Origin of the sequence: Pseudomonas sp. B5(2017), assembly GCF_002112825.1 — a bacterium.
In the GTDB taxonomy this organism is placed as follows: domain Bacteria; phylum Pseudomonadota; class Gammaproteobacteria; order Pseudomonadales; family Pseudomonadaceae; genus Aquipseudomonas; species Aquipseudomonas putida_Z.
On the sequence record NZ_NEIR01000020.1, the window covers coordinates 1 to 23,872 of the forward strand.

At 63.0% G+C, this 23,872-nt stretch carries 26 protein-coding genes; 16 read left to right on the top strand and 10 right to left on the bottom strand.

What is annotated here, in order from left to right:
* Nucleotides 1-194 precede the first annotated feature (194 nt).
* A complete protein-coding gene (locus tag CAG00_RS24885; protein WP_046615298.1) occupies nt 195-812 on the bottom strand; it encodes an NAD(P)-dependent oxidoreductase in 618 nt (205 codons plus the stop codon).
* Nucleotides 813-864: 52 nt separating this feature from the next.
* Here CAG00_RS24885 and CAG00_RS24890 point away from each other — a divergent pair, with 52 nt between their 5' ends.
* Nucleotides 865-1,197, top strand: a complete 333-nt coding sequence (locus CAG00_RS24890; protein WP_013970278.1) for a DOPA 4,5-dioxygenase family protein — start codon at nt 865-867, stop codon at nt 1,195-1,197.
* Between the two features lie 121 nt (nt 1,198-1,318).
* On the opposite strand, the gene trpA is transcribed toward CAG00_RS24890, so the two are convergent.
* Complete coding sequence (gene trpA, locus CAG00_RS24895) at nt 1,319-2,128, bottom strand: tryptophan synthase subunit alpha (RefSeq protein WP_015268450.1); 810 nt, start codon at nt 2,126-2,128, stop codon at nt 1,319-1,321.
* Nucleotides 2,125-3,342 carry a tryptophan synthase subunit beta gene (gene trpB / locus CAG00_RS24900; RefSeq protein WP_015268451.1) on the bottom strand — a complete coding sequence of 406 codons (1,218 nt, stop codon included), beginning with the start codon at nt 3,340-3,342 and terminating at the stop codon, nt 2,125-2,127. The genes trpA and trpB overlap by 4 nt, the downstream gene beginning before the upstream one ends.
* 110 nt (nt 3,343-3,452) lie before the next feature.
* Between trpB and CAG00_RS24905 the strand changes: the two genes are divergently transcribed.
* Nucleotides 3,453-4,349 carry a LysR family transcriptional regulator gene (locus CAG00_RS24905; RefSeq protein WP_085665589.1) on the top strand — a complete coding sequence of 299 codons (897 nt, stop codon included), beginning with the start codon at nt 3,453-3,455 and terminating at the stop codon, nt 4,347-4,349.
* On the opposite strand, the gene CAG00_RS24910 is transcribed toward CAG00_RS24905, so the two are convergent.
* A complete protein-coding gene (locus tag CAG00_RS24910; RefSeq protein ID WP_003261039.1) occupies nt 4,346-4,669 on the bottom strand; it encodes a YqjD family protein in 324 nt (107 codons plus the stop codon). The two genes, CAG00_RS24905 and CAG00_RS24910, sit on opposite strands and share 4 nt — an antisense overlap.
* 150 nt (nt 4,670-4,819) lie before the next feature.
* Between CAG00_RS24910 and CAG00_RS24915 the strand changes: the two genes are divergently transcribed.
* Both CAG00_RS24915 and CAG00_RS24920 read left to right on the top strand, forming a co-directional pair.
* Complete coding sequence (locus tag CAG00_RS24915) at nt 4,820-5,035, top strand: dodecin (protein WP_013970282.1); 216 nt, start codon at nt 4,820-4,822, stop codon at nt 5,033-5,035.
* 101 nt (nt 5,036-5,136) lie between these two features.
* Nucleotides 5,137-5,358: a DUF1161 domain-containing protein gene (locus CAG00_RS24920; protein WP_003261041.1), complete on the top strand. Its 222-nt coding sequence runs from the start codon at nt 5,137-5,139 to the stop codon at nt 5,356-5,358.
* A gap of 98 nt (nt 5,359-5,456) precedes the next feature.
* Here CAG00_RS24920 and CAG00_RS24925 read toward each other — a convergent pair whose 3' ends face one another.
* Complete coding sequence (locus CAG00_RS24925) at nt 5,457-6,461, bottom strand: LLM class flavin-dependent oxidoreductase (protein ID WP_085588901.1); 1,005 nt, start codon at nt 6,459-6,461, stop codon at nt 5,457-5,459.
* A gap of 152 nt (nt 6,462-6,613) precedes the next feature.
* Between CAG00_RS24925 and CAG00_RS24930 the strand changes: the two genes are divergently transcribed.
* The gene (locus tag CAG00_RS24930; RefSeq protein WP_013970285.1) at nt 6,614-7,039 is read left to right on the top strand and encodes an OsmC family protein; all 426 of its coding nucleotides are present in this window, start codon (nt 6,614-6,616) and stop codon (nt 7,037-7,039) included.
* A 73-nt stretch (nt 7,040-7,112) separates the two neighbouring features.
* Nucleotides 7,113-7,346 (top strand): DUF1161 domain-containing protein, encoded by a 234-nt coding sequence (locus CAG00_RS24935; RefSeq protein WP_003261043.1) that lies wholly within the window; start codon nt 7,113-7,115, stop codon nt 7,344-7,346.
* 96 nt (nt 7,347-7,442) lie between these two features.
* On the opposite strand, the gene CAG00_RS24940 is transcribed toward CAG00_RS24935, so the two are convergent.
* On the bottom strand, nt 7,443-7,856 hold the full coding sequence (locus CAG00_RS24940; protein ID WP_013970286.1) for a hypothetical protein: 414 nt from the start codon (nt 7,854-7,856) through the stop codon (nt 7,443-7,445).
* Nucleotides 7,857-7,911: 55 nt separating this feature from the next.
* Entirely contained in the window at nt 7,912-8,325 is a 414-nt protein-coding gene (locus CAG00_RS24945) for a hypothetical protein (RefSeq protein WP_085665590.1), read from the bottom strand.
* A gap of 85 nt (nt 8,326-8,410) precedes the next feature.
* Between CAG00_RS24945 and CAG00_RS24950 the strand changes: the two genes are divergently transcribed.
* Entirely contained in the window at nt 8,411-9,484 is a 1,074-nt protein-coding gene (locus CAG00_RS24950) for an aminopeptidase (protein WP_085665591.1), read from the top strand.
* A 116-nt stretch (nt 9,485-9,600) separates the two neighbouring features.
* On the opposite strand, the gene CAG00_RS24955 is transcribed toward CAG00_RS24950, so the two are convergent.
* Nucleotides 9,601-10,251, bottom strand: a complete 651-nt coding sequence (locus CAG00_RS24955; RefSeq protein WP_085665592.1) for an HAD family hydrolase — start codon at nt 10,249-10,251, stop codon at nt 9,601-9,603.
* Nucleotides 10,252-10,372: 121 nt separating this feature from the next.
* On the bottom strand, nt 10,373-10,921 hold the full coding sequence (locus CAG00_RS24960) for a gamma carbonic anhydrase family protein (RefSeq protein WP_003261048.1): 549 nt from the start codon (nt 10,919-10,921) through the stop codon (nt 10,373-10,375).
* Nucleotides 10,922-10,987: 66 nt separating this feature from the next.
* On the opposite strand from CAG00_RS24960, the gene prlC reads away from it, so the two are divergent.
* The 6 genes from prlC (at nt 10,988) to CAG00_RS24990 (ending at nt 19,381) form a co-directional block, all read left to right on the top strand.
* A complete protein-coding gene (gene prlC / locus CAG00_RS24965) occupies nt 10,988-13,075 on the top strand; it encodes an oligopeptidase A (protein WP_085665593.1) in 2,088 nt (695 codons plus the stop codon).
* Nucleotides 13,072-13,353: a YheV family putative zinc ribbon protein gene (locus CAG00_RS24970; RefSeq protein ID WP_013970292.1), complete on the top strand. Its 282-nt coding sequence runs from the start codon at nt 13,072-13,074 to the stop codon at nt 13,351-13,353. Before prlC ends, CAG00_RS24970 begins: the two co-directional genes overlap by 4 nt.
* Before the next feature lie 124 nt (nt 13,354-13,477).
* On the top strand, nt 13,478-15,472 hold the full coding sequence (locus tag CAG00_RS24975) for a M3 family metallopeptidase (protein WP_085665594.1): 1,995 nt from the start codon (nt 13,478-13,480) through the stop codon (nt 15,470-15,472).
* Nucleotides 15,473-15,549: 77 nt separating this feature from the next.
* Complete coding sequence (locus CAG00_RS24980; RefSeq protein ID WP_075046853.1) at nt 15,550-16,608, top strand: PA0069 family radical SAM protein; 1,059 nt, start codon at nt 15,550-15,552, stop codon at nt 16,606-16,608.
* Nucleotides 16,609-16,937: 329 nt separating this feature from the next.
* Nucleotides 16,938-17,657: a carbonic anhydrase gene (locus CAG00_RS24985; protein WP_013970295.1), complete on the top strand. Its 720-nt coding sequence runs from the start codon at nt 16,938-16,940 to the stop codon at nt 17,655-17,657.
* A 191-nt stretch (nt 17,658-17,848) separates the two neighbouring features.
* Nucleotides 17,849-19,381, top strand: a complete 1,533-nt coding sequence (locus CAG00_RS24990; protein WP_085665595.1) for a SulP family inorganic anion transporter — start codon at nt 17,849-17,851, stop codon at nt 19,379-19,381.
* Between the two features lie 141 nt (nt 19,382-19,522).
* On the opposite strand, the gene CAG00_RS25000 is transcribed toward CAG00_RS24990, so the two are convergent.
* Nucleotides 19,523-20,164 carry a hypothetical protein gene (locus CAG00_RS25000; protein ID WP_039612407.1) on the bottom strand — a complete coding sequence of 214 codons (642 nt, stop codon included), beginning with the start codon at nt 20,162-20,164 and terminating at the stop codon, nt 19,523-19,525.
* Nucleotides 20,165-20,533: 369 nt separating this feature from the next.
* On the opposite strand from CAG00_RS25000, the gene coxB reads away from it, so the two are divergent.
* Genes coxB through CAG00_RS25015 form a run of 3 tightly spaced genes read left to right on the top strand, consistent with a single transcriptional unit; the run spans nt 20,534 to nt 23,871 of the window.
* Entirely contained in the window at nt 20,534-21,661 is a 1,128-nt protein-coding gene (coxB, locus tag CAG00_RS25005; RefSeq protein WP_015268462.1) for a cytochrome c oxidase subunit II, read from the top strand.
* A 43-nt stretch (nt 21,662-21,704) separates the two neighbouring features.
* Nucleotides 21,705-23,294 (top strand): cytochrome c oxidase subunit I, encoded by a 1,590-nt coding sequence (ctaD, locus tag CAG00_RS25010; RefSeq protein ID WP_015268463.1) that lies wholly within the window; start codon nt 21,705-21,707, stop codon nt 23,292-23,294.
* A gap of 10 nt (nt 23,295-23,304) precedes the next feature.
* A complete protein-coding gene (locus CAG00_RS25015; protein ID WP_085665596.1) occupies nt 23,305-23,871 on the top strand; it encodes a cytochrome c oxidase assembly protein in 567 nt (188 codons plus the stop codon).
* The last annotated feature ends 1 nt before the right edge of the window (nt 23,872 follow it).

Genomic DNA, 23,872 nt, shown 5'->3' on the forward strand with positions numbered 1-23,872 from the left:
AAGCGGCGTGGGGCGTTGATCGAGCGGTTCGTGGATTGGCTGGAGCGCGAGCGCAGCCTGTGACATCCCCGGGGCCGCTTTGCGGCCCATCGCCGGCAAGCCAGCTCCCACAGGTGCTGTACAAGCCTGGAGAATGGCGCCGTCCCTGTGGGAGCTGGCTTGCCGGCGATGGGCTGTACAGCAGCCCCGGCAATCTAGACCACGAAGTTCAGATGCTCGCCCCGGTGCAAATCCAGCTCCAGCATATCCACCATCCCTGCCGCGACCCTGGCCAGGTGCCGCAACGGCTCGGCCAACCCCGGCTCCAGCGTACCTTCGGTGCTGCGAAAATGCTCCATCCCCAACCCGGCCAGTTCCTGCGGGGCATTGATCAGCGTCCAGTGCAACGCACTGCGCTGTAACCCGTCCACCACCTGGTCCACACACTCCCGCTCTGTCTCGCTGTACTTGCCCGGCTCATCCAGCACATCGAAATCGCCCACCAGCAACAGCCGGCGTATAGTCGTACGCTTCAGCCCCGCCACCAGCGCCTCGCTCATGCGGGCTTGCCCGGGCAGATCACCCGGCGCCAGCGTCGACAACAGGGCAATTACTGCCGACCCGCCTGCCGCGCCCTGCTCCGCCTGGTCGGCATCGCCAAGCCCGCCTATCTTGAAATGCAGGCCGGGGCGCGGCGCGTGGCGGTTGAGGTCGTCGACCACGGCGGTGACTTCGTGCTGGCGCGACAGCAGCTCTACCATCAGGGCGTTGCCCAGGCTGCTTTCAGGCCCGAACAGGACCAGTTTGAACACTGGGGTTTCGGCGTTTTTCACTGCATCACTCCCTTTGCAGGTGGTGATGTTTGGACCGCAATCAGGAGTTATCGTGCAGAGGATCAAGGGTTACCACGCCCACGTTTACTACGACGCAGCGACCATGGACCAGGCCCGTGAACTGTGCGAGGAGGCGGCGCGGCTGTTTCCCGTGACCATGGGGCGCATGCACCAGAAACCGGTGGGGCCGCACCCGGACTGGAGCTGCCAGCTGGCCTTCGAGCCGGAGTTTGTGGGGGTGGTGCTGCCGTGGTTGGCGCTGTATCGGAAGGGGTTGGTGGTGTTCATGCACCCGCTGACCGGGGATGAGCTGGCGGACCACCGTGACCATGCGATCTGGATGGGGGCGGTGCGGCCGCTGGATCTGTCGATTTTCGGGGGATAGGCCTCTATAAGCCTGTGCTGGCCTCTTCGCGGGCAAGCCCGCTCCCACAGGTCCTCCACAGCTTTCAGCATCTGTGTTGTCCCTGTGGGAGCGGGCGTGCCCGCGAAGCAGGCGACGCGGTTCAACGGCGGGCGCCGCGCACCCCTTCAGCCAGTGCCGAGCACAGGCTCAATACATCGTTGACTGCCTGCTCGGCACTCTTGGCCTGGGCAATCTTGTCGACCAGTGCCGAGCCCACCACCACGCCGTCCGACAGGCGGGCAATGGCCGCAGCCTGCTCCGGCGTACGAATACCGAAACCAACGCTGATCGGCAGATCGGTATGCCGACGCAGGCGGGCAATGGCTTCGGTCACGTGCTCGGTGGTCGCCGAGCCGGCGCCGGTCACACCAGCCACCGACACGTAGTAGACGAACCCGGAGCTGCGCTCCAGCACGCGCGGCAGGCGCGCGTCGTCTGTGGTCGGGGTGGTCAGGCGGATGAAGTCGATACCCGCTGCCTGGGCCGGGGTCGCCAGTTCGGCGTCGTGCTCTGGCGGCAGGTCGACGATGATCAGGCCATCGACACCCGCTTGCTTGGCTTCGGCCACGAACTTTTCCACGCCAAAGCGGTGGATCGGGTTGTAGTAACCCATCAGTACGATCGGTGTGGCCTGGTTATCCACACGGAATTCGCGAACCATCTGCAGGGTCTTGGCCAGGGTCTGGCCGGCTTCCAGGGCACGCAGGGTGGCCAGCTGGATGGCCACGCCGTCGGCCATCGGGTCGGTGAACGGCATGCCCAGTTCGATCACGTCGGCACCGGCTGCCGGCAGGCCTTTGAGGATCTGCAGCGAGGCGTCATAGCCCGGGTCGCCCGCGGTGACGAAGGTGACCAGTGCCGAGCGGCCTTCGGCCTTCAGCTCGGCGAAGCGTTGTTCAAGACGGCTCATGCCTGTTTCTCCTGGGCGGCCATGTGGTTCATGACGGTTTGCATGTCTTTGTCGCCGCGGCCCGACAGGCACACGACCATCAGGTGGTCCTTGGGCAGCTTCGGTGCGCGCTTGATCGCCTCGGCCAGGGCGTGGGAGCTTTCCAGGGCCGGGATGATGCCTTCCAGGCGGCAGGTGGCGTGGAACGCATCCAGCGCTTCGTCGTCGGTGATGCTGACGTACTCGACACGCTTCACTTCGTGAAGGTAGGCGTGCTCCGGGCCGATGCCCGGGTAGTCCAGGCCGGCGGAAATCGAGTGGGCGTCGGTGATCTGGCCGTCTTCGTCCTGCAGCAGGTAGGTGCGGTTGCCGTGCAGCACGCCCGGTACCCCGCCGTTCAGGCTGGCGGCGTGCTTGTCGGTGTGCACGCCATGGCCACCGGCTTCGACGCCGATGATCTGCACGCTTGGCTCTTCGAGGAACTCATGGAACAGGCCCATGGCGTTGGAGCCGCCACCGACGCAGGCAACCAGACTGTCTGGCAGGCGGCCTTCCTTCTCTTGCAGCTGGGCGCGGGTTTCCTTGCCGATGATCGACTGGAAGTCGCGGACCATGGCCGGGTACGGGTGCGGGCCGGCCACGGTGCCGATCAGGTAGAAGGTGTCTTCGACGTTGGTGACCCAGTCGCGCAGGGCCTCGTTCATGGCGTCCTTCAGGGTGCCGGTGCCGGCGGTGACCGGGACGATCTCGGCGCCCAGCAGCTTCATGCGGAACACGTTGGCCTGCTGGCGCTCGATGTCGGTGGCGCCCATGTAGATCACGCAAGGCAGGCCGAAGCGGGCAGCGACGGTGGCGGTGGCCACGCCGTGCATGCCGGCGCCGGTTTCGGCGATCAGGCGCTTCTTGCCCATGCGCTTGGCCAGCAGCACCTGGCCAATGCAGTTGTTCACCTTGTGCGCGCCGGTGTGGTTGAGTTCTTCACGCTTGAAGAAAATCTTCGCGCCACCGCAGTGCTCGGTCAGGCGCTCGGCGAAGTACAGCGGGTTGGGGCGGCCGATGTAGTCGCGCTGGAAGTAGGCCAGCTCTTCGAGGAACTTGGGGTCTGCCTTGGCCGCTTCGTATTCGCGGGCCAGGTCCAGCACCAGTGGCATCAGGGTTTCGGCCACGTAGCGGCCGCCGAACGAGCCGAACAGGCCGTTGGCGTCGGGGCCGGGGCGGTATTGGGACTGGGTCATGGGGCGCTCCAGGGCGTAATGAATGAGTGATGGGCTTTACTCTAACCACGGCAAGCCCGGCTGAAAACCGATAAGATTGCGCAAACTTGTCAGAAAAACTCACAGGTAAAATGGCCCACGACCTCCCTCCCCTCAATGCCCTGCGGGCCTTCGAGGCTACCGCACGGCTCAACAGCGTCAGCCAGGCGGCCGAAGCGCTGCACGTCACCCATGGCGCCGTCAGCCGGCAGATCAAGGTACTTGAAGAGCACCTGGGCGTCGCGCTGTTCGTGAAGGACGGGCGTGGCATCAAACTCACAGATGCCGGCGTACGCCTGCGCGATGCCAGTAGCGAAGCCTTCGACCGCCTGCGCAGCGTGTGCGCCGAGCTCAGCCACGATGTCAGCGAGGCGCCGTTCGTGCTGGGCTGCTCGGGCAGCCTGCTGGCGCGCTGGTTCATCCCGCGGTTGGGCCGGCTGCAGGCGGATTTGCCAGAGCTGCGCCTGCACCTGTCGGCCGGTGAAGGCGACCTGGACCCGCGGCGGCCAGGGCTGGATGCGCTGCTGGTGTATGCCGAGCCGCCATGGCCGGCGGACATGCAGGTGCATGTGCTGGCCGAGGAGCGCATCGGGCCGGTGCTCAGCCCGCATTTCGCCGGTTTCGAGCGCTTGCAGGGTGCGCCGGCCAAGGCCTTGCTGGGCGAAGCCTTGCTGCACACCACCTCGCGCCCGCAGGCTTGGCCGACCTGGGCGCTGGAACAGGGGCTGGAGCCGGCGACCCTGCACTATGGCCAGGCTTTCGAGCACCTGTATTACCTGCTGGAAGCTGCGGTGGCCGGGTTGGGTGTGGCGATTGCGCCGCAGCCGCTGGTCGCTGATGACCTGCGGGCGGGCCGTTTGAATGCGCCGTGGGGCTTTTCACCTACCCCTGCGGCATTGGCGCTGTGGGTGCCCAGGCGCGCCGCGGACGGGCGCGCCGAGCAGTTGGCGCAGTGGCTAAGGGCAGAACTGGCGCGACAGGGCGCTTAGTTGCGTTTGCACATCAGGTACGCCGCCAGCAGGCCTAGCGCGCCAATGGCGACGCCGGCGGTGGTGTACGGGTGCTCCTGGGCATAGTCGCGGGTGGCGATGCCGGTCTGGCGGGTGCGGTGCTTCACTTCCTCGTAGGCATCGCTCAACAGGTGGCGCGAATGACGCAGAGCACTCTCGGCGTTGCTGCGGATTGCCTTCACCGATTTCTGGGACTCCTCCGATGCATCATGCTTGAGGTTTTCCAGGCTTTTCAGAAGGCTCTCGATCTCCGCTTCCATGCTTTCCAGGGACGTTCTACGCAGCGAATTGCGGTGCATGTTGACTCTCCTTTGCAGTATGGACTGTAAGGATTGCGACCTTGGGCCCGCGGGAAAGTGCGATCGAACTTTCGCCAATGGTGACCGCTCGCAGGTAAACCAGGCCTGCGCTGCTAGGCTCAATCTCACCATCATCCGAGGAGAGCGCTCATGACCGATCATCACACCTACAAGAAGATCGAACTGGTGGGGTCTTCGACCACCAGCATCGAAGAGGCGATCAACAATGCCCTGGCCGAAGCCGGCAAGAGCATCAAGCACCTGGAGTGGTTCGAAGTGATAGATACCCGTGGCCATATCCGTGACAACAAGGCGGCGCACTTTCAGGTCACGCTGAAGGTCGGCTTCCGTATCGCCAATAGCTGAAACACTGCCGGGCTGGATGAGCCCGGCATGATGGGGTATTTAGGGAGGGGGCGCCTTGGCGGGCGCCCTTTCTGATTTCATCTGCACAAGGAAAGCGAGTGATGAACAAACTGATTCTGGCGCTGGGCCTGATGACCCTGGCCGGTGGTGCGCTGGCGGCGGGCAAGCCGTGCGAGGAGCTCAAGGCAGAGATTGCGGCCAAGCTGGATGCCAAGGGTGTTACCGGCTACAAGCTGGAGATCGTCGACAAGGGCGACCCGGCCGGCAAGGTGATTGGCAGCTGCGAGGCTGGTACCAAGGAGATTGTGTACCGGCGCGGCTAATGTGCTGGCTTCTTCGCGGGCTCGCCCGCTCCCACAGGGATATCACAGGCCTGAGAGCGACGCTGTACCTGTGGGAGCGGGTTTACCCGCGAAGAAGATCACGCGGTCTTGAGAGCCTGCGCCATCAGTTCATAGGACCGAATCCGGTCCGCATGCTCATACAAATCACAGGTAAAGATCAGCTCATCTGCCCCGGTCTGCTCCAGCAGCACTTCCACCTTGGCCCGCACCTTCTGCGGGCTGCCAATCATCGCCAGGCCGAGGAAGCTGCCCACCGCATCCCGCTCATGGGGTAGCCACAGCCCGTCCATGCTTTCCACCGGCGGCTTCTGCATCAGGCTCTGCCCGCGAATCAGCGCGAGGATGCGCTGGTACACCGACGTGGCCAGGTACTCGGCCTTTTCGTCGGTTTCCGCCACCACCATGGGGATGCCCAGCATCACATACGGCTTGTCCAATGTGGTCGAGGGCTTGAAGTGGTTGCGGTACACGCGGATCGCCTCGTGCATGTAGCGCGGCGCAAAGTGCGAGGCGAAGGCGTAGGGCATGCCGCGCATGCCGGCCAGTTGAGCGCTGAACAGGCTGGAGCCGAGCAGCCACATCGGTACGTCGGTGTCGTGCCCTGGCACGGCGATCACTTTTTGATCATCGGTACGCGGGCCAAGGTAGCGTGACAGTTCCTCGACATCGTCCGGGAAGTCATCCGGGCCGCCGGCGCGGTCGCGGCGCAGGGCGTAGGCGGTCATCTGGTCGGAACCTGGCGCGCGGCCCAACCCCAGGTCGATGCGCCCCGGGTACAGGCTGGCCAGGGTGCCGAACTGCTCGGCGATCACCAGCGGCGCATGGTTGGGCAGCATGACCCCGCCAGAGCCCACGCGAATGCTCGAGGTGCCCCCGGCCAGGTAGCCGATCAGCACCGAAGTCGCCGAACTGGCGATGCCGTCCATGTTGTGGTGCTCGGCCACCCAGAAGCGGTTGTAGCCAAAACGCTCGACGTGCTGCGCCAGGTCCAGCGAGTTGCGCAGCGACTGCGCCGGGCCAGCGTCGGCGCGTACCGGCACCAGGTCGAGGGTGGAAATCTTCAGGTCACGCAGCTGCGTCATGGAGCCTCCGCAAAGGTTTTTGGCCACAGGCCTTTTCAACTCTGTATGGGCACATTCGACGGATTCAATGCTTGCCGTGCGATTGCTCTGAACTTGCCGTAGGCGGCTGACCTCTGAAGCCATAAGCATGTAACCCGAGATCAGGAGGCATCATGAAAAAGACAGCATCGGCAATCTGGCAAGGTGGCCTGAAGGACGGCAAAGGCCTGCTTTCTACCGAAAGCGGCGCGCTAAAGCAGAACCCCTACGGCTTCAATACCCGTTTCGAGGGCTCGCCCGGGACCAACCCGGAGGAGCTGATCGGCGCGGCGCACGCCGGCTGCTTCTCGATGGCACTGTCGATGATGCTGGGCGAAGCGGGGTTCACCCCGGACAGGATCGACACCGCTGCCGAAGTGACACTCGACAAGCAAGCTGATGGCTTTGCCATTACGGCGGTGCATCTGGTGCTCAGGGCCAAGGTGCCTGGGGCGAGTGAAGCGCAGTTCTTGCAGATCGCCGACAAGGCCAAGGCCGGGTGCCCGGTGTCCAAGGTGCTGAACGCGAAGATCAGCCTGGATGCGGCGCTGGTGGGTTGAAGCAGTGCAATGAGGGCGGTTTGTTGTAGTCTAAACAGCGTCGGCAGCACGCTGCCCTTTCAGGAGCCGTTTCATGATTCGCGTAGCAATCACCGTGTTGGCTTCCCTGGTCGCCACATCTGCGTTGGCGGCGGTCAAGCCGTGCGAGGAGCTCAAAGCCGAGATCGAGGCCAAGATCCAGGCCCAGGGTGTTTCGTCCTATACCCTGGAGATCGTGCCCAACAGCGAGGTCAAGGACCAGAACATGGTCGTCGGGACCTGCGATGGTGGGACCAAGAAGATCATTTATCAGAAGAATGATCGGTAGGTTCAGGATTTTGGGGGCCGCTTTGCGGCCCTATCGCGACACAAGGCCGCTTCTACAGGGATCGCGTATCTCCTGTAGGAGCAATGCAGCCCTAGGTCAAGGAATGCAGAACACCTCGCTAGGCTCGTTCACCACCACCTTGCGGCTGCCGTCATACAGCAGCACCTGCGGTTCCATCACCGGCGCCCGTGCCTCCAGGCGATAGCGTTCACCGGCCTTGAAGTTGTCAAAGCGCACGGTCAGGTAGCAGGTACGGTCCCTGGGCTGGGTCATGAGGCCGCCCCCATATATCTCGTAATCGAAGCGCACTACCAGTTCGTGCTTGCCTGGCGTCACCTGGAAGTAACGGCCATCTTCCAGGCGCTTGCCGTCGAGGCGGTCGGCCATGATCACCCTGCCGGGAGTCATGGTGTACAGGTCGACCCAGGCCTGCTTGGGGTCGACGGGCGGCAAGGGGCTGGCGCAAGCCCCCAGTGCACTGAGGGCGATCAGCATCATGGGCTGGCGCATGGCAAGACTCCCACTTGCGATTTATAGGCTACAAGCATAGCGCCGTTTGTGCGTTTCAGGTGCGCTGGCAACCTGCAGGCAAGCCCTGGCCAACCAGTTTTTGCTGATGGTCGTAGAGTTTGATCCAAGGGCGGAAACCGATGCTGCCAGCCTGCAGCTGGTAGCGCTGGCCGGCACTGAAATCCTTGAAGGTCAGCTTGACCTGGCAATCTCGCCACAAAGGCTCCTTGACCGGGCCGATATTGCTGGGGGTAACCGGAAACTGGTAGCGCACGGTCAGCTCGTGGCTGCCGGGCTGTACTTCGAAGTAACGGCTGTCGGCCCAGTCGCGTTCATCTACCTGCACGGCGTGCAGCGAGGTGTTGTCGTAGGGCGTGAGGTCGATCCAGGCCTGGTTCGGGTCCGGGTCTGGCAAGGTCGAACAGGCGGATATCAGCAACAGTGAGCCGGTGACCAACAGTGCACGCATGGCGAAACTCCCCCTTGGCGAGATAGTCTTGGAGTGAATCGACCTTGAGCGAGTCAGACAGTCCCGGATGCTTCGACTTATTCTTATGCAGCGCTCAGGCCCTGGGCCACTCGACCTTGTTTTTACCCGTTTGGTTCCCCTGCTGGCGGTGCTCCTGCTGAACGGTTGCAGCAGCGCCGCCTACTATGGGCAGTTGGCCGAGGGCCAGTGGCAGCTGCTACGCGCACGGCAGCCGGTGGATCAGGTAGTGGCCAACCCGGCCACTTCAGCGCAATTGCGCGCGCGCCTGCAGCACGCCAAGCAGGCGCGGGCATTTGCCAGCCAGCAGCTGAAGCTGCCGGACAACCGCAGCTACCGGGTGTACGCCGACCTTGGCCGGCCCTACGTGGTATGGAATGTGTTCGCCACCCCCGAGCTGTCGTTGCAGCCAGTGACGCACTGCTTCCCGATCGCAGGGTGTGTGGCCTATCGCGGCTATTACCAGCAAGGCGCGGCGCGAGGGGCGGCGGCGTTGATGCGCCAGGACGGCATGGATGTATACGTGGGCGGCGTGGAGGCTTATTCGACCCTGGGCTGGTTCGACGACCCGATCCTGTCGTCGATGGTGGGTTGGAGCGACGAGCGCCTGGCCACGCTGATCTTCCATGAGCTGGCCCACCAGCGCTTCTATGTGCAGGACGACACCGAGTTCAACGAGTCGTTTGCCTCATTCGTCGAGCAGGAAGGCACGCGGCAATGGCGCGTGGCGCGGGGCCTTGCTGCCTCTGGCGGGGAGCAGGGGCAGCAGCGTGAGCAGTTCATCCGGTTGGTGCTGGCCAGCCGCGAGCGGTTGCAGGCGATTTATGCCGGGCCTCTGGATGATGCGCAGAAGCGGACGGCCAAGCAGGCGGAGTTCGAGCGGCTTAGGCGGGAATACCGGCAAGTGCGTGATGCCCAGTGGGGTGGTGACAAGCGCTATGACGCCTGGATGTATGGGCCGATGAGCAATGCCAAGTTGCTGCCGTTCGGGCTGTATGACCAGTGGGTACCGGCGTTTGCGGCGGTGTTCCGTGAGGTTGATGGGGATTGGCAGCGTTTTTATCACCGGGTCGAGCAATTGGGGCGGTTGCCGATCGATGAGAGGAAGGCAGCCTTACGGCGGTTGATGGTTAGCCGCTGAGATTTTGGGCCGCCTTGCGGCCCATCGCGACGCAAGGCCGCTCCTACAGAAGGTACGCGATCGCCTGTAGGAGCGGCCTTGTGTCGCGATGGGCTGCAAAGCAGCCCCCAGGGCCATCAAGCCTTGAGGAACGCCTGATGCATCTCGGCCAAGGTAGCAAAGTGGTAGGCCGGCTCTTCGGCCATCAACTCTTCCTGGCTACCAAACCCGTACCCCACCGCCACCGCCTGCAAGCCATTGCTGCGCGCACCGATCAGGTCATGCTTGCGGTCGCCGATCATCAGCGTCTGCGCCGGGTCCAGCCCTTCTTCATCAAGCAGGTGGCGAATCAGCTCGACCTTGTTGGTGCGCGTGCCATCCAGTTCACTGCCGTAGATCACCTTGAAGTGGTGGTCGAAGGCGAAGTGCCGGGCGATTTCACGGGCGAACTCCCACGGCTTGGAGGTGGCGATGTACAGCGTGCGACCCTGGCCTTTCAGGGCATCGAGCAGCTCCGGCACACCTTCGAACACCAGGTTTTCGTACAGGCCGGTGACCCTGAAGCGTTCCCGATAGAAGTTCACCGCATCCCAGGCCTTGGCTTCGTCGAAGCTGTAGAACTGCATGAAGGCCTGCAGCAGGGGGGGGCCGATGAAGTGCTCGAGGCGGGTGAGGTCCGGCTCGTCGATGCCCAGTTTGGCCAGGGCATACTGGATCGAGCGGGTGATGCCCTGGCGCGGGTCGGTCAGGGTGCCGTCGAGGTCGAAGAGGATGTTTTGCTGGTGCATTTGCGGGTTCCACTTTGAATGCTGCGTGGTCTTCTTCGCGGGTAAACCCGCTCCCACAGGGATATCACAGGGCCTGAGGCCGGCGCCGTAACTGTGGGAGCGGGTTTACCCGCGAATGCGGTCATTCAGGTTGATCGTAGCCTTCGGCCAGGTGCTGGTCCTTGAGCTTCACATAGTTACTGGCGCTGTAGGCAAAAAATGCGTGTTCCTGGTCGTTCAGCAGCCGGGCCTGTTTCACCGGGCTGCCCATGTACAGGTAGCCACTGACCAGGCGCTTGCCCGGCGGCACCAGGCTGCCGGCGCCGATGATCACTTCGTCCTCGACGATGGCGCCGTCCATGATGGTGCTGCCCATGCCGACCAGGATGCGGTTGCCCAAGGTGCAGCCATGCAGCATGACCTTGTGGCCGATGGTCACTTCGTCACCGATGATCAGCGGGAAGCCGTCCGGGTTGAACGGGCCGGCATGGGTGATGTGCAGCACGCTGCCGTCCTGCACGCTGGTACGCGCGCCAATGCGGATGCGGTGCATGTCGCCGCGTATCACGGTCAACGGCCAGACGGAGCTGTCTTCACCGATTTCCACGTCCCCCAGCACTACCGCCGATCGGTCGACGAAGGCCCTGGGCCCAACTTTCGGAGTGTGTTGCTGGAAGCTTCGGATGGCCATGATAGCGTCTCTCATCTGTGCCGATAGGCAGGCTGCTTGCTGCGGTCGGCGTCGATTGTAATTAAGATGGGGCAGTGTTTCTTCTGCCAAGGTATCCAAACCGTGAGTGCGAACAACCCGCTTCTGCAGTCCTACGATCTGCCGCCCTTCTCGCAAATCCGTGCCGAACACGTATTGCCGGCAATCGAAGCGATCCTGGCCGACAACCGTAAAGCCATTGCCGAGATCCTCGAAAAGCAGGGCAAGAACCCTACCTGGGCTGGCCTGGTGCTGGCCATGGACGAACTGAACGACCGCTTGGGCGCCGCCTGGAGCCCGGTCAGCCACCTCAATGCGGTGTGCAACAGCGCGCAGCTGCGCGAAGCCTACGAGTCGTGCCTGCCAGCGCTGAGCGCCTACTCTACCGAACTGGGCCAGAACCGTGCGCTGTTCGAAGCCTACCAGGCGCTGATCGACAGCCCCGAGGCCGCCGGTTTCGACGTGGCGCAAAAGACTATCCTCGAGCATGCCCTGCGTGACTTCCGCCTGTCGGGTATCGACCTGCCGGCGGATAAACAGCAACGCTACGCCGAAGTGCAGAGCAAGCTCAGCGAGCTGGGCAGCCGTTTCTCCAACCAGCTGCTCGACGCTACCCAGGCCTGGACCAAGCACGTTACCGACGAAGCCGCGCTGGCCGGCCTGACCGACTCGGCCAAGGCGCAGATGGCCGCCGCCGCCCAGGCCAAGGGCCTCGACGGCTGGCTGATCACCCTGGAATTCCCCAGCTACTACGCGGTGATGACCTACGCCAGCGACCGCGCCCTGCGCGAAGAGCTGTACGCCGCCTACTGCACCCGCGCCTCGGACCAGGGCCCGAATGCCGGCCAGTTCGACAACGGCCCGGTGATGCAGGAAATCCTCGGCCTGCGCCAGGAACTGGCCGAACTGCTGGGCTACAAGAACTACGCCGAGCTGAGCCTGGCCACCAAGATGGCCGAGTCCAGCGACCAGGTGCTGAGCTTCCTGCGTGACCTGGCCAAGCGTTCCAAGCCGTTCGCCGCCCAGGACCTGGAGCAGCTCAAGGCCTACGCCGCCGAGCAGGGCTGCCCTGAGCTGGCCAGCTGGGACGCCGGCTACTTCGGCGAGAAGCTGCGCGAGCAGCGTTACAGCGTGTCGCAGGAGGCCCTGCGCGCCTACTTCCCGATCGACAAGGTGCTGGGTGGCCTGTTCAGCATCGTGCAGCGCCTGTACGGCATCGAGATCGCCGAACTCAAGGGCTTCGACAGCTGGCACCCGGATGTGCGCCTGTTCGAGATCAAGGAAAACGGCCAGCACGTCGGCCGCTTCTTCTTCGACCTCTACGCCCGCGCCAACAAGCGTGGCGGCGCCTGGATGGATGGCGCGCGTGACCGTCGCCGCACAGCCGCTGGCCAGTTGCAGAGCCCGGTGGCCAACCTGGTGTGCAACTTCACCCCGGCCGCGCCCGGCAAGCCGGCGCTGTTGACCCACGATGAAGTCACCACCTTGTTCCACGAGTTCGGCCACGGCCTGCACCACATGCTGACCCGCATCGAGCATGCCGGTGTATCCGGCATCAACGGCGTGGCCTGGGACGCGGTCGAACTGCCGAGCCAGTTCATGGAAAACTGGTGCTGGGAGCCGGAAGGCCTGGCACTGATCTCCGCCCACTACGAAACCGGTGCCCCACTGCCCCAGGACCTGCTGGACAAGATGCTGGCGGCGAAAAACTTCCAGTCGGGCATGATGATGGTGCGCCAGCTGGAGTTCTCGCTGTTCGACTTTGAACTGCATGCCACCCATGGCGACGGCCGCAGCGTGCTGCAGGTGCTCGAAGGCGTACGCGACGAGGTGTCGGTCATGCGCCCACCGGCGTACAACCGCTTCCCCAACAGCTTTGCGCACATCTTCGCTGGTGGTTATGCCGCGGGCTACTACAGCTACAAGTGGGCCGAAGTGCTGTCGGCCGACGCCTTCTCGCGCTTCGAGGAAGAAGGCGTGCTGAATGCCGAAACCGGCCGTGCCTTCCGTGAGGCTATCCTGGCACGCGGTGGTTCGCGCGAGCCGATGGAGCTGTTCGTCGACTTCCGTGGCCGTGAGCCTTCCATCGATGCCTTGCTGCGCCATAGTGGCCTGAGCGAGGACGCTGCAGCATGAGCGAGGTAGCCGTGAACAAGACCAAGAAACGCTTCATTGCCGGGGCGGTATGCCCGGCGTGCAGCGAGACCGACAAGCTGATGATGTGGAACGAAGACGGCGTACCGCACCGCGAGTGCGTGGCCTGCGGCTTTACCGACACCCTCAACGAGCAGGGCTTGTCGGTGCCGAAGGAACTCGGCACTCGGGTCAACCATCTGGAGCCGAAAGCCGCGCCGGCCAAGGTACAGACGGTGCAGTTCTTCCCCAACCCGAAGCTGAAGAAACCGGCTGAATAAAGCCGTCGTGCCGCCCGGGCGTCGTGCCCGGGCCGGCATGCCCGGGTGGTAGATAGTCAGGCCACCTGCTGCACGCTGGCCATGCAAGCTCGCCTGCTCTTCTCTCCGAGCAAGGTGTTGCACCATGGACAACCCCCTTCTGCAAAATAGCCATATCCCCGTCGATTATCCGTCGATCACGCTTCAAAACATGCAAGTTGCCTTCGACCACGTGCTGTTGGCGCACGAGCAAGGCATCGAACGCATCATCCGCGACCAGCAGGCACTGCCCACCTGGGATGACATGGTGCTGGCGGTGGACGGGCTGGATAGTCAGCTTCTGACGGTGTTGTATGCAGCCTCGCCATTGGTTGGTCGGGACGAAGCCTGGGCCGGTGCCATTTTCGACTTCTTCGCCAAGGCCACGGAGCGGTTCGAACAGAAGTTCACCGACTCCGCACTGCAGGCCCTGTATGAGCGCTTGGCCAACAGCGACATCGGCAAGCAGCTGGATGCCCAGAAACGCGCCACGTTGCGCTGGCATCTGCACAAGTTCGCCTCCAGTGGCGCATCGCTCGACCCCGCAGGCAAGGTTCGCCTGGCCGAACTGCTGAAACAGATCGGCATTGCGCGCGAGGCTTTTCGCAGCAACATCAACCGACCAGGGCTGAGCATCACGGATGAATCCGAACTGAGCGGTGTACCTCAACGCATCCGTGACGAGCTGGCTACAAGGGCACAGGAGGCGGGTGAGCCGGGTTGGTTGATTGCGTGTGAAAGCGTGACCACCGACGCCGTGCTCAAACATGCTGACAACAGGCAACTGCGCGAGCGCGTGTACCGGGCTTATAACACTCGAGGCGTCGGCCTTGACCAACAGCAGGATAATCGCTCGCACCTGGAGCAATTGGCGAGGCTGCTGGAAGAAAAGGCCCACCTGCTCGGCTTTGCCAGCCATCTGGAGCAGAGCCTGCAGATGAAGAGCGCAGGTTCGGTTGCCCAGGTGCGCGGCTTTCTTCATGACCTGGCCGACCATGTGCGGCCGGCCGTGCTGCAGTGGCGTGCAGATATGCAGCATCAGGCCGCAGCCAAAGGTTTGGGGAATGTCCAACCCTGGGACATTGCCTACCTGCAGGCCTCGTCGCGCGAGGTGCTTTCTACCGAAGCCTTGCGCGAATACTTCCCGCTGAATGCCGTGGTCAGCGCATTGCAGCAGTTGGTGGAAAAACTGTTTGGTGTAACGCTGCTGGCCAAGCCGCTGGCAACCTGGGATGACAGCGTGCAACCGTTCGAGGTGTGGCAGGACAACGCCTTGATCGGTTTCCTGTACCTCGACGCCGTACAGCATGCCGGCAAGCAACCTGACTCGGTATTCACCACCTACATTCGCAACCGCCGGGTCGATGCCGAGGGCATCTTCCAGGCGGCCTCGGTGGTGGTCTACAGCGACGTGCCTGCAGCGCTGCCGGGTAGCCAGCCGTTGCTGGACCATCTGTCACTGCGCAAGCTGTTCCATGAGTTTGGCCATGCCTTGCACCATTTGCTGGTGCGCACGACCAACCACGTGATGTCCAACGTCACCGAGCTCGGTACCGATGGCGTGGAGCTGTTCGGCAAGCTGTTCGAACGTTGGGTCTGGGACGCGGATTACCTGGTGGAGATCTCTTCGCCGCTCCAGGATGGCAGCAAGCTTTCCCGGCCCCGGGTCGATGAGTGCCTGCGCCGCTTGCGGCAGCAAGGTGTGGAAGAAACCGCGCGCGACCTGAGCATGGCGCTGTTCGACCTGGACCTGCATGGCATGCCGAACGATGGCCGGTCCCTCGAGCAGCGCCTGGGCGATGCCCGTGAGCATTGTGGCTACTGGCCCCTGGCCGATTTCGAGCACCCGGCGCATGCCTTCGACCATCTGGTAAACGGCTACGATGCCGGTTACTACGCCTATCTGTGGTCGGACGTGCACGCCTTCGACCTGTTCACCCGCTTCGAGGCCCAAGGCCTGCTGGACCGGGCCACAGGCCAGGCGCTGCAGGAGGCATTGCTTGCCCCAGGGGCATCGCGACCGTTGCGTGAAGGTATCGAGGTGTTCCTCGGCCGGCAGTCGAGCCAGCTGCCCTTTCTGCGTTGGCATGGCCTGAAGTGAAAGTGCGCTGACCGGAGGTGCTGGAAAGAATCAGGTAGGCAATATACTGTATATGAATACAGTATTCGGGGTAGGCCATGATTCCTCCAGCACCGCAAAAGGGCCGTGGCACGGCGCACAATCCGCACAACCGCTTTGCCCCCAGCCATTCGGTGGCGGAGGATGATGGCTGGTACCAGGAGGTGCCGCAAACCCAGGGCACCGAGGTGCGGGTAGAGACGGCCAAGTCGGTGATCAGCCGCAACACCTCGCCCGACCTGCCCTTCGACCGCTCCATCAACCCTTACCGTGGCTGCGAGCACGGTTGCATCTACTGCTATGCCCGCCCTTCCCACGCCTACTGGGACCTTTCCCCCGGCCTGGATTTCGAGACCAAGCTGATTGCCAAGACCAACGCCGCCGAGGTGCTCGCGCAACAACTGAGCAAACCGGGTTACGTGTGCGCGCCGATCAACCTGGGTTCCAATACCGACCCGTACCAGCCGATCGAACGTGAACAACTGCTGACCCGACGCCTGCTCGAAGTGCTGCTGCGTTTTCGCCACCCGGTGACCATCGTCACCAAGGGGGCGCTGGTATTGCGCGACCTTGACCTGCTGGCCGAGATGGCTCGCCAGCGCCTGGTACGGGTAATGATCAGCCTGACCACGCTGGACGATGACCTGAAACGGGTGCTGGAACCGCGCGCGGCGTCACCCAAGGCGCGCTTGCGGGCGATCCGCGTGTTGCGCGAGGCGGGAGTGCCGGTGGGCGTGTTGTGTTCGCCGATGATTCCGATGATCAACGACAGCGAACTGGAGCGGCTGCTGGAGGCGGCGAGGGAGGCAGGTGCACAGAGCGCAGCCTACATGATGTTGCGCCTGCCGCTGGAAGTGGCACCGTTGTTCGAACAATGGCTGCAGGACCATTACCCGCAGCGGGCGGCGCATGTATTGAGCCTGATCCGCCAGAGCCGCGGCGGCGAACTGTATGACAGCCGGTTTGGTGCACGCATGCGCGGTGAAGGCGTGTTTGCCGAGTTGCTGGCGCAGCGCTTTGCCAAGGCCATGAAGCGGCTGGAGTTCGAAGGGCGAGAAGCGCAGGCGCTGGATTGTTCGGCGTTTTGCCCGCCGGGGGGGCAGATGGCACTGTTCTGATGCTTGAGCAGAGCACGGCCTTTGTGGGAGCGGGTTCCCGCATGGGGCGCATTGCCAGCCCTCAATGCAACTAATCCAAGTTGATAATTCCAGTAATGGCTCTTGGCAGTTGATGTTTTTTTGCTATTATCCAATACCCGCCTTTCCTATCTGGAACACCCGTTCTAGAGCCTTCGAATTAAGTTTCAGTTAAGTTTTCCCCGCTAGCGTAGGAAATCAGTCTTCACCGACTGTGATCTATGGCCCGTGCGTGTCATCTAAATCCCTGCATAGCCAGAATCTTTCACCGGTAAAATGGATTTACCTACACACCGTCAAGAGGATGAATCATGCCCGTCAAGGACCCATCCAAGGTCGTACCGCAGGTCCCCGCGGAGAGCGCCGATGCCGCCCTGAAGCACATCGTCGACGGCTTCCTGCGTTTTCACCATGACGTTTTCCCCGAGCAGCAAGAGCTGTTCAAGAAGCTCGCCACCGCGCAAACCCCGCGTGCCATGTTCATCACCTGCGCCGACTCGCGCATCGTTCCCGAGCTGATCACCCAGAGTTCGCCTGGCGACCTGTTCGTGACCCGTAACGTCGGTAACGTGGTACCGCCTTATGGCCAGATGAACGGCGGCGTTTCCAGCGCCATCGAGTACGCCGTGCTGGCGTTGAAAGTGCATCACATCATCGTCTGCGGCCACTCCGACTGTGGCGCCATGCGTGCGGTACTCAACCCGCAATCGCTGACCAAGATGCCGACCGTGTCCGCCTGGTTGCGCCACGCCGAAGTGGCCCGCACCGTGGTCGAGAACAACTGCTCGTGCGGCAGCGAACACGAAACCATGCAAGTGCTGACCAAGGAAAACGTCATCGCCCAGCTGCATCACCTGCGCACCCACCCTTCGGTGGCTTCGCGCCTGGCAGCCGGTGAGCTGTACATCCATGGCTGGGTCTACGACATCGAGACCAGCAAGATCGAAGCCTACGACGCCGCCAGCGACACCTTCCTGCCCCTGGCTGCTGGCGAGCCGGTCCCCTGCGCTACTCCGAGAGGCCGCTACTAAGCGACCCATCCACCCGCTTGAACCTTGATAGCCGGCTGCACCCTGCAGGGGTGTGGCGCGGCCTTCGGCTGCCTTGAATTCCCTGACTGCCTGCCGGCACGCCCGCTGGCGGCCCGCGCCTGCGCGCTCGTCAGGGGCAAACGTGCCCACGGCCAGCGGAATGGCTGTGTGACAGAGAAAGGAGAAACACGGTGAACATTACACAGTTGAAAGCGGCCCTGCCGCGTGAGTTGCTGGCGTCGGTGGTGGTCTTCCTGGTGGCCTTGCCGTTGTGCATGGGCATTGCGATCGCTTCGGGCATGCCGCCGGCCAAAGGCCTGATTACCGGCATTATCGGCGGCATTGTAGTAGGTTTCCTTGCCGGTTCGCCGCTGCAGGTCAGTGGCCCGGCCGCCGGCCTGGCGGTATTGGTGTTCGAGCTGGTACGCCAGCATGGCATGGCCATGCTCGGGCCGATCCTGCTGCTGGCCGGCTTGCTGCAGTTGCTGGCCGGGCGCCTGCGCCTGGGCTGCTGGTTCCGGGTTACCGCGCCGGCGGTGGTGTACGGCATGCTGGCAGGGATTGGCGTGCTGATCGTGCTGTCGCAGGTGCATGTGATGTTCGATACCGCGCCGCAACCATCTGGCATGCAGAACCTGCTGGAGTTCCCGGCGACCTTGGCCGCGGCCCTGCCACAGGAAAGCGCCGGCTCCGGTTGGATGGCCGGTGCGCTGGGCCTGGGCACCATCGCCATCATGTGGGGCTGGGAGCGCCTGCGGCCGCAGCGGCTGCGCTTCGTCCCGGGTGCCCTGCTGGGCGTGTCGGCCATGACGGCCATCAGCATGTGGCTGGCCTTGCCGGTGAACCGCGTACAGGTGCCGGCCGACCTGTCCGAAGCCATCGACTGGATCCGCCCTGGTGACCTGATGCAACTGGCCGACCCGACCCTGTTGGTCGCCGCTTTTGCCCTGGCCTTCATCGCCAGTGCCGAAACCTTGTTGTCGGCTGCTGCGGTTGACCGCATGCACAGCGGCCAGCGTTCGGACTTCGACCGTGAGCTGTCGGCCCAGGGCATCGGCAACATGCTGTGCGGGGTGCTCGGCGCGTTGCCGATGACCGGGGTGATCGTGCGTAGCTCGGCCAATGTGCAGGCGGGTGCGCAGACCCGGGCTTCGGCGATCTTCCATGGCCTGTGGCTGCTGGCGTTCGTGGTGGCGCTGAGCAGTGTGCTGCAGCAGATCCCGGTGGCGAGCCTGGCGGGTGTGCTGGTGTTTACCGGGGTCAAACTGGTGGATTTCAAGGCGTTTCGTGGGTTGGGCCGCTATGGCCGCATGCCGATGTTCACCTACGCGGCGACGGCGCTGGCGATCATCTTTACCGATCTGCTGACTGGCGTATTGCTGGGCTTTGCCCTGACCTTGCTGAAGCTGGCACTGAAGGCGGCGCGGTTGAAGATCAACCTGGTCAGCCTGGAGAAGGCTGGGCACATGGAATTGCGGCTTAGTGGCGCGGCCACCTTCCTCAAGGTGCCGGCGCTGACCCAGGTGCTGGATAGCGTGCCGGCGGGGACCACGCTGCATGTGCCGCTGGGTAACCTCAGCTATATCGACCACTCGTGCCTTGAGCTGCTTGAAGATTGGGGCCGCAGTAATTCGGCCAATGGGTCGCGGTTGCTGATCGAGCAGCGGCGCTTGAAGCGGCGGATCGAGGGGCGGATGCGGACTACGGCGGGGGTTGGGGCCTGAAGCTGAAAGTCTGTATCGCCTGAACTGGCCTCTTCGCGGGTAAACCCGCTCCCACAGGTACTGCACAGGGTTCATAGCCTGTGCAGTACCTGTGGGAGCGGGTTTACCCGCGAAGAGGCCGGAACAGCTTATACCAATGGATCAGGCCGGCTGGCCCAGCTCCACCCCCAGCTGCCGCGACAGGCACGGCCAGCGCTTCCACGCCGCGCCTGTTTCCGGGCTGCTCAATTTCTCGCGGTAGGCCTCCACCGATTCCACCGCGAAGCTTTCATCATTCAACATTTCATCCACCGAGTGGTGCACCACTTCATCCAGCTGGTTGGCAAACGTCTCGCCAATCAACTGGTGGGCAATCAGGTTGGCGACGGTGGTGTCGACCGGGATCAACGGTTGCTGGAAGTGACGGATGTACAGGTCGTTCACCTCTTCCACCAGGCGGTGCGCCAGGTAGGCCTCATCCAGCAGGCAGTCCAGGCCCACATGCCCTTGCATCACGCTGGGCGGCTGCAGGAAGTAGGCTTCGGCGATTTTCAGTACAGGTTTGATCTGCGATTCGATCCCGGCCTCGCGGGCGACCTCATGGGCGGCCTCCAGCAGTTCCGGAACCTGTTCGATGTAGGCGCTGACGAAGCGCGCCAAAGTACCCTGGGCGTCCTGCTCAGGCAGTTGAATCGAGGGGTGCAGGTGGGGCAGTTGCAGCTCGAGACGCTTTTTCAGTTGGCCGGTCTGGCCTTCGTGTTGATGGGCTTGGCTTACCTGCTCGCGTACAGCAGCGATGTTCATGACAACTCCAGGGACATTACGTTTCAAACGGAAGACACTAAATTAGCTCGGTATACAGAATACCTAAGACGTATTTGTTATAAGTCGCACAAACGTGTGCATGCTCAGGCATATCGAAATGCCATTATTGCGCCATACCCTATCAAGCGCGCGGTTTTCGGGGCGTTCGGCCCTTTCATGAAGTTCATTTCACGGCCTTCGTTGCGTGCCGTTGGTCGCTGTCTATACTCCCGGTGAACGTGATTCGTTGATGAGGCCCAACTGCTTTTAGCAGGGGCTCGGTCGTCGAAGCCAGGCAGTCTTGACCACCGTTCCCTCTTGCCGCAGGCCACGCCTCCGGGACTACAAGAACGAGAAGGGGAACCCGCAATGATGCGACATCCACATGTCTGGATGGGCCTCCTGTTGTGGTCGGTTTTTGGTCAGGCGAACGCCGCCTGGACCGTGAACATGCACCCAGGGGCGACGGAAGTCTCCAACGCCGTCTTCGACCTGCACATGACCATCTTCTGGATCTGCGTGATCATCGGCATCGTTGTCTTTGGCGCGATGTTCTGGTCCATGGTCATCCACCGCCGTTCCACCGGCCAGCAGGCTGCGCATTTCCACGAGCACACCTGGGTGGAAATCCTCTGGACCGTGGTCCCCTTCCTGATCCTGGTGGCCATGGCCATCCCGGCCACCAAGACCCTGATCGACATCTACGATGCCAGCGAGTCGGACATCGATATCCAGGTTACCGGCTACCAATGGAAGTGGCACTACAAATACCTGGGCCAGGACGTGGAGTTCTTCAGCAACCTGGCCACCCCCACCGAGCAGATCCACAACAAGGCACCCAAGGACGAGCACTACCTGCTCGAAGTCGACCAGCCGCTGGTGCTGCCGGTGGGCGCCAAGGTGCGTTTCCTGGTGACTGCTGCCGACGTCATCCACTCCTGGTGGGTGCCGGCTTTCGCGGTCAAGCGTGATGCCATCCCCGGCTTCGTCAACGAAGCCTGGACCCGTATCGAGAAGCCCGGCATCTACCGCGGCCAGTGCACCGAGCTGTGCGGCAAGGACCACGGCTTCATGCCGGTGGTGGTCGAGGTCAAGTCCAAGGCCGACTACGACACCTGGCTGGGCGAGCGCAAGGCCGAAGCTGCCAAGCTCAAGGAGCTGACCAGCAAGGAATGGACCCTGGAGGAGCTGGTGGAACGTGGTGACAAGGTCTACCACACCACCTGCGTGGCCTGTCACCAGGCCGAAGGCCAGGGCCTGCCGCCGATGTTCCCTGCGCTCAAGGGCTCGAAGATCGCCACCGGGCCGAAGGAAGCCCACTTGGGCATCGTCTTCCACGGCAAGCCCGGCACTGCCATGGCCGCGTTCGGCAAGCAGCTCTCGGAAGTCGACATCGCCGCCGTGGTCACCTACGAGCGCAACGCCTGGGGCAACAACAAGGGTGACATGGTCACGCCGAAGGACGTGCTGGCGCTGAAGCAGGCAGAAGCGCAATGAACCGGGTTACTCGCGGCAATCAATGGATTGCAGGAGACAGGACATGAGTGCAGTGATCGACGACCACGCCCACGGCCATGACCATGCGCACGGCCCGGCCAAGGGCCTGATGCGCTGGGTGCTGACCACCAACCACAAGGACATCGGCACGATGTACCTGTGGTTCAGCTTCATCATGTTCCTGCTCGGCGGCTCGTTCGCCATGGTGATCCGCGCCGAGCTGTTCCAGCCCGGCCTGCAGATCGTCCAGCCGGAGTTCTTCAACCAGATGACCACCATGCATGGCCTGATCATGGTGTTCGGTGCGGTGATGCCGGCCTTCGTCGGCCTGGCCAACTGGATGATCCCGCTGATGATCGGCGCGCCCGACATGGCCCTGCCGCGGATGAACAACTTCAGCTTCTGGCTGCTGCCGGCGGCTTTCCTGCTGCTGGTCTCGACCCTGTTCAGCCCCGGCGGCGGGCCCAACTTCGGCTGGACCTTCTATGCCCCGCTGTCCACCACCTACGCGCCGGCCAGCGTCACCTTCTTCATCTTTGCCATCCACCTGATGGGCATCAGCTCGATCATGGGCGCGATCAACGTGATCGCCACCATCCTCAACCTGCGCGCCCCGGGCATGACCCTGATGAAGATGCCACTGTTCGTCTGGACCTGGCTGATTACCGCATTCCTGCTGATTGCGGTGATGCCGGTGCTGGCCGGCGTCGTGACCATGATGCTGATGGACATCCACTTCGGTACCAGCTTCTTCAGTGCCGCCGGCGGTGGTGACCCGGTGCTGTTCCAGCACGTGTTCTGGTTCTTCGGCCACCCCGAGGTGTACATCATGATCCTGCCGGCCTTCGGCGCGGTCAGCTCGATCATCCCGGCGTTCTCGCGCAAGCCGCTGTTCGGCTATACCTCGATGGTGTACGCCACCGGCGCCATCGCCTTCCTGTCGTTCATCGTCTGGGCCCACCACATGTTCGTGGTCGGTATCCCCGTGGTCGGCGAGCTGTTCTTCATGTACGCCACCATGCTGATCGCCGTGCCTACCGGGGTGAAGGTGTTCAACTGGGTCAGCACCATGTGGGAAGGCTCGCTGACCTTCGAAACGCCGATGCTGTTCGCCATCGCCTTTGTCATCCTGTTCACCATCGGCGGTTTCAGCGGGCTGATGCTTGCCATCGCCCCGGCGGACTTCCAGTACCACGACACCTACTTCGTGGTGGCGCACTTCCACTATGTGCTGGTGCCTGGGGCGATCTTCGGCATCTTCGCCTCGGCCTACTACTGGCTGCCGAAATGGACCGGCCACATGTACGACGAAACCCTTGGCAAGCTGCACTTCTGGCTATCGTTCGTCGGCATGAACATGGCCTTCTTTCCCATGCACTTCGTGGGGCTGGCCGGCATGCCACGGCGGATCCCCGACTACAACCTGCAGTTCGCCGACTTCAACATGGTGTCGTCGATCGGCGCGTTCATGTTCGGCGCCACGCAGATCTTCTTCCTGTTCATCGTCATCAAGTGCATCCGCGGCGGCGCGCCGGCACCGGCCAAGCCATGGGATGGCGCCGAGGGCCTGGAGTGGTCGATCCCTTCGCCTGCGCCCTACCACACCTTCCAGACGCCACCGGAAGTGAAATAGGAACCGTGCCATGAACGGCCTTTCGCTGAAACGCCTGGTATTGCGCCTGTTGATGCTGACGGTGGTGATGTTCGCCTTCGGCTTCGCCCTGGTGCCTATCTATGACGTGATGTGCAAGGCCTTCGGCATCAACGGCAAGACCGGAGGGCAGTACGAAGGCAGCCAGGTCAGCGACCCGACGCGTTCGGTGCGGGTGCAGTTCATGTCGACCAATGCCAGCGACATGGTCTGGGACTTCTATTCCACCGCCGACCAGTTGGAGGTCAACCCGGGTGCGGTGAACCAGATGATCTTCATCGCCCACAACCCGACCGATCGGCCGATGAGTGCGCAAGCCATCCCCAGCATCACCCCCGCCGAGGCTGCGGCGTACTTCCACAAGACCGAGTGCTTCTGCTTCACCCAGCAGGTGCTGCAGCCCGGCGAACGCATCGAGATGCCGGTGCGCTTCATCGTCGACCGCGACCTGCCGGCCAGCGTGAAGCACCTGACACTGGCCTACACCTTGTTCGACATCACCGCTCGCCACCCGCCGGTCGCGCATGTCGCGTCCCAGGACGTCCAGGGCGCCCGTTAAG

Coding starts and splice junctions, on each gene's coding strand:
- trpA (WP_015268450.1), bottom strand. CDS start 2,128: ATGAGCCGTCTTGAACAACGCTTCGCCGAGCTGAAGGCCGAAGGCCGC.
- trpB (WP_015268451.1), bottom strand. CDS start 3,342: ATGACCCAGTCCCAATACCGCCCCGGCCCCGACGCCAACGGCCTGTTC.
- CAG00_RS24905 (WP_085665589.1), top strand. CDS start 3,453: ATGGCCCACGACCTCCCTCCCCTCAATGCCCTGCGGGCCTTCGAGGCT.
- CAG00_RS24910 (WP_003261039.1), bottom strand. CDS start 4,669: ATGCACCGCAATTCGCTGCGTAGAACGTCCCTGGAAAGCATGGAAGCG.
- CAG00_RS24915 (WP_013970282.1), top strand. CDS start 4,820: ATGACCGATCATCACACCTACAAGAAGATCGAACTGGTGGGGTCTTCG.
- CAG00_RS24920 (WP_003261041.1), top strand. CDS start 5,137: ATGAACAAACTGATTCTGGCGCTGGGCCTGATGACCCTGGCCGGTGGT.
- CAG00_RS24925 (WP_085588901.1), bottom strand. CDS start 6,461: ATGACGCAGCTGCGTGACCTGAAGATTTCCACCCTCGACCTGGTGCCG.
- CAG00_RS24930 (WP_013970285.1), top strand. CDS start 6,614: ATGAAAAAGACAGCATCGGCAATCTGGCAAGGTGGCCTGAAGGACGGC.
- CAG00_RS24935 (WP_003261043.1), top strand. CDS start 7,113: ATGATTCGCGTAGCAATCACCGTGTTGGCTTCCCTGGTCGCCACATCT.
- CAG00_RS24940 (WP_013970286.1), bottom strand. CDS start 7,856: ATGCGCCAGCCCATGATGCTGATCGCCCTCAGTGCACTGGGGGCTTGC.
- CAG00_RS24945 (WP_085665590.1), bottom strand. CDS start 8,325: ATGCGTGCACTGTTGGTCACCGGCTCACTGTTGCTGATATCCGCCTGT.
- CAG00_RS24950 (WP_085665591.1), top strand. CDS start 8,411: ATGCAGCGCTCAGGCCCTGGGCCACTCGACCTTGTTTTTACCCGTTTG.
- CAG00_RS24955 (WP_085665592.1), bottom strand. CDS start 10,251: ATGCACCAGCAAAACATCCTCTTCGACCTCGACGGCACCCTGACCGAC.
- CAG00_RS24960 (WP_003261048.1), bottom strand. CDS start 10,921: ATGGCCATCCGAAGCTTCCAGCAACACACTCCGAAAGTTGGGCCCAGG.
- prlC (WP_085665593.1), top strand. CDS start 10,988: ATGGGGCAGTGTTTCTTCTGCCAAGGTATCCAAACCGTGAGTGCGAAC.
- CAG00_RS24970 (WP_013970292.1), top strand. CDS start 13,072: ATGAGCGAGGTAGCCGTGAACAAGACCAAGAAACGCTTCATTGCCGGG.
- CAG00_RS24975 (WP_085665594.1), top strand. CDS start 13,478: ATGGACAACCCCCTTCTGCAAAATAGCCATATCCCCGTCGATTATCCG.
- CAG00_RS24980 (WP_075046853.1), top strand. CDS start 15,550: ATGATTCCTCCAGCACCGCAAAAGGGCCGTGGCACGGCGCACAATCCG.
- CAG00_RS24985 (WP_013970295.1), top strand. CDS start 16,938: ATGCCCGTCAAGGACCCATCCAAGGTCGTACCGCAGGTCCCCGCGGAG.
- CAG00_RS25000 (WP_039612407.1), bottom strand. CDS start 20,164: ATGAACATCGCTGCTGTACGCGAGCAGGTAAGCCAAGCCCATCAACAC.
- coxB (WP_015268462.1), top strand. CDS start 20,534: ATGATGCGACATCCACATGTCTGGATGGGCCTCCTGTTGTGGTCGGTT.
- ctaD (WP_015268463.1), top strand. CDS start 21,705: ATGAGTGCAGTGATCGACGACCACGCCCACGGCCATGACCATGCGCAC.
- CAG00_RS25015 (WP_085665596.1), top strand. CDS start 23,305: ATGAACGGCCTTTCGCTGAAACGCCTGGTATTGCGCCTGTTGATGCTG.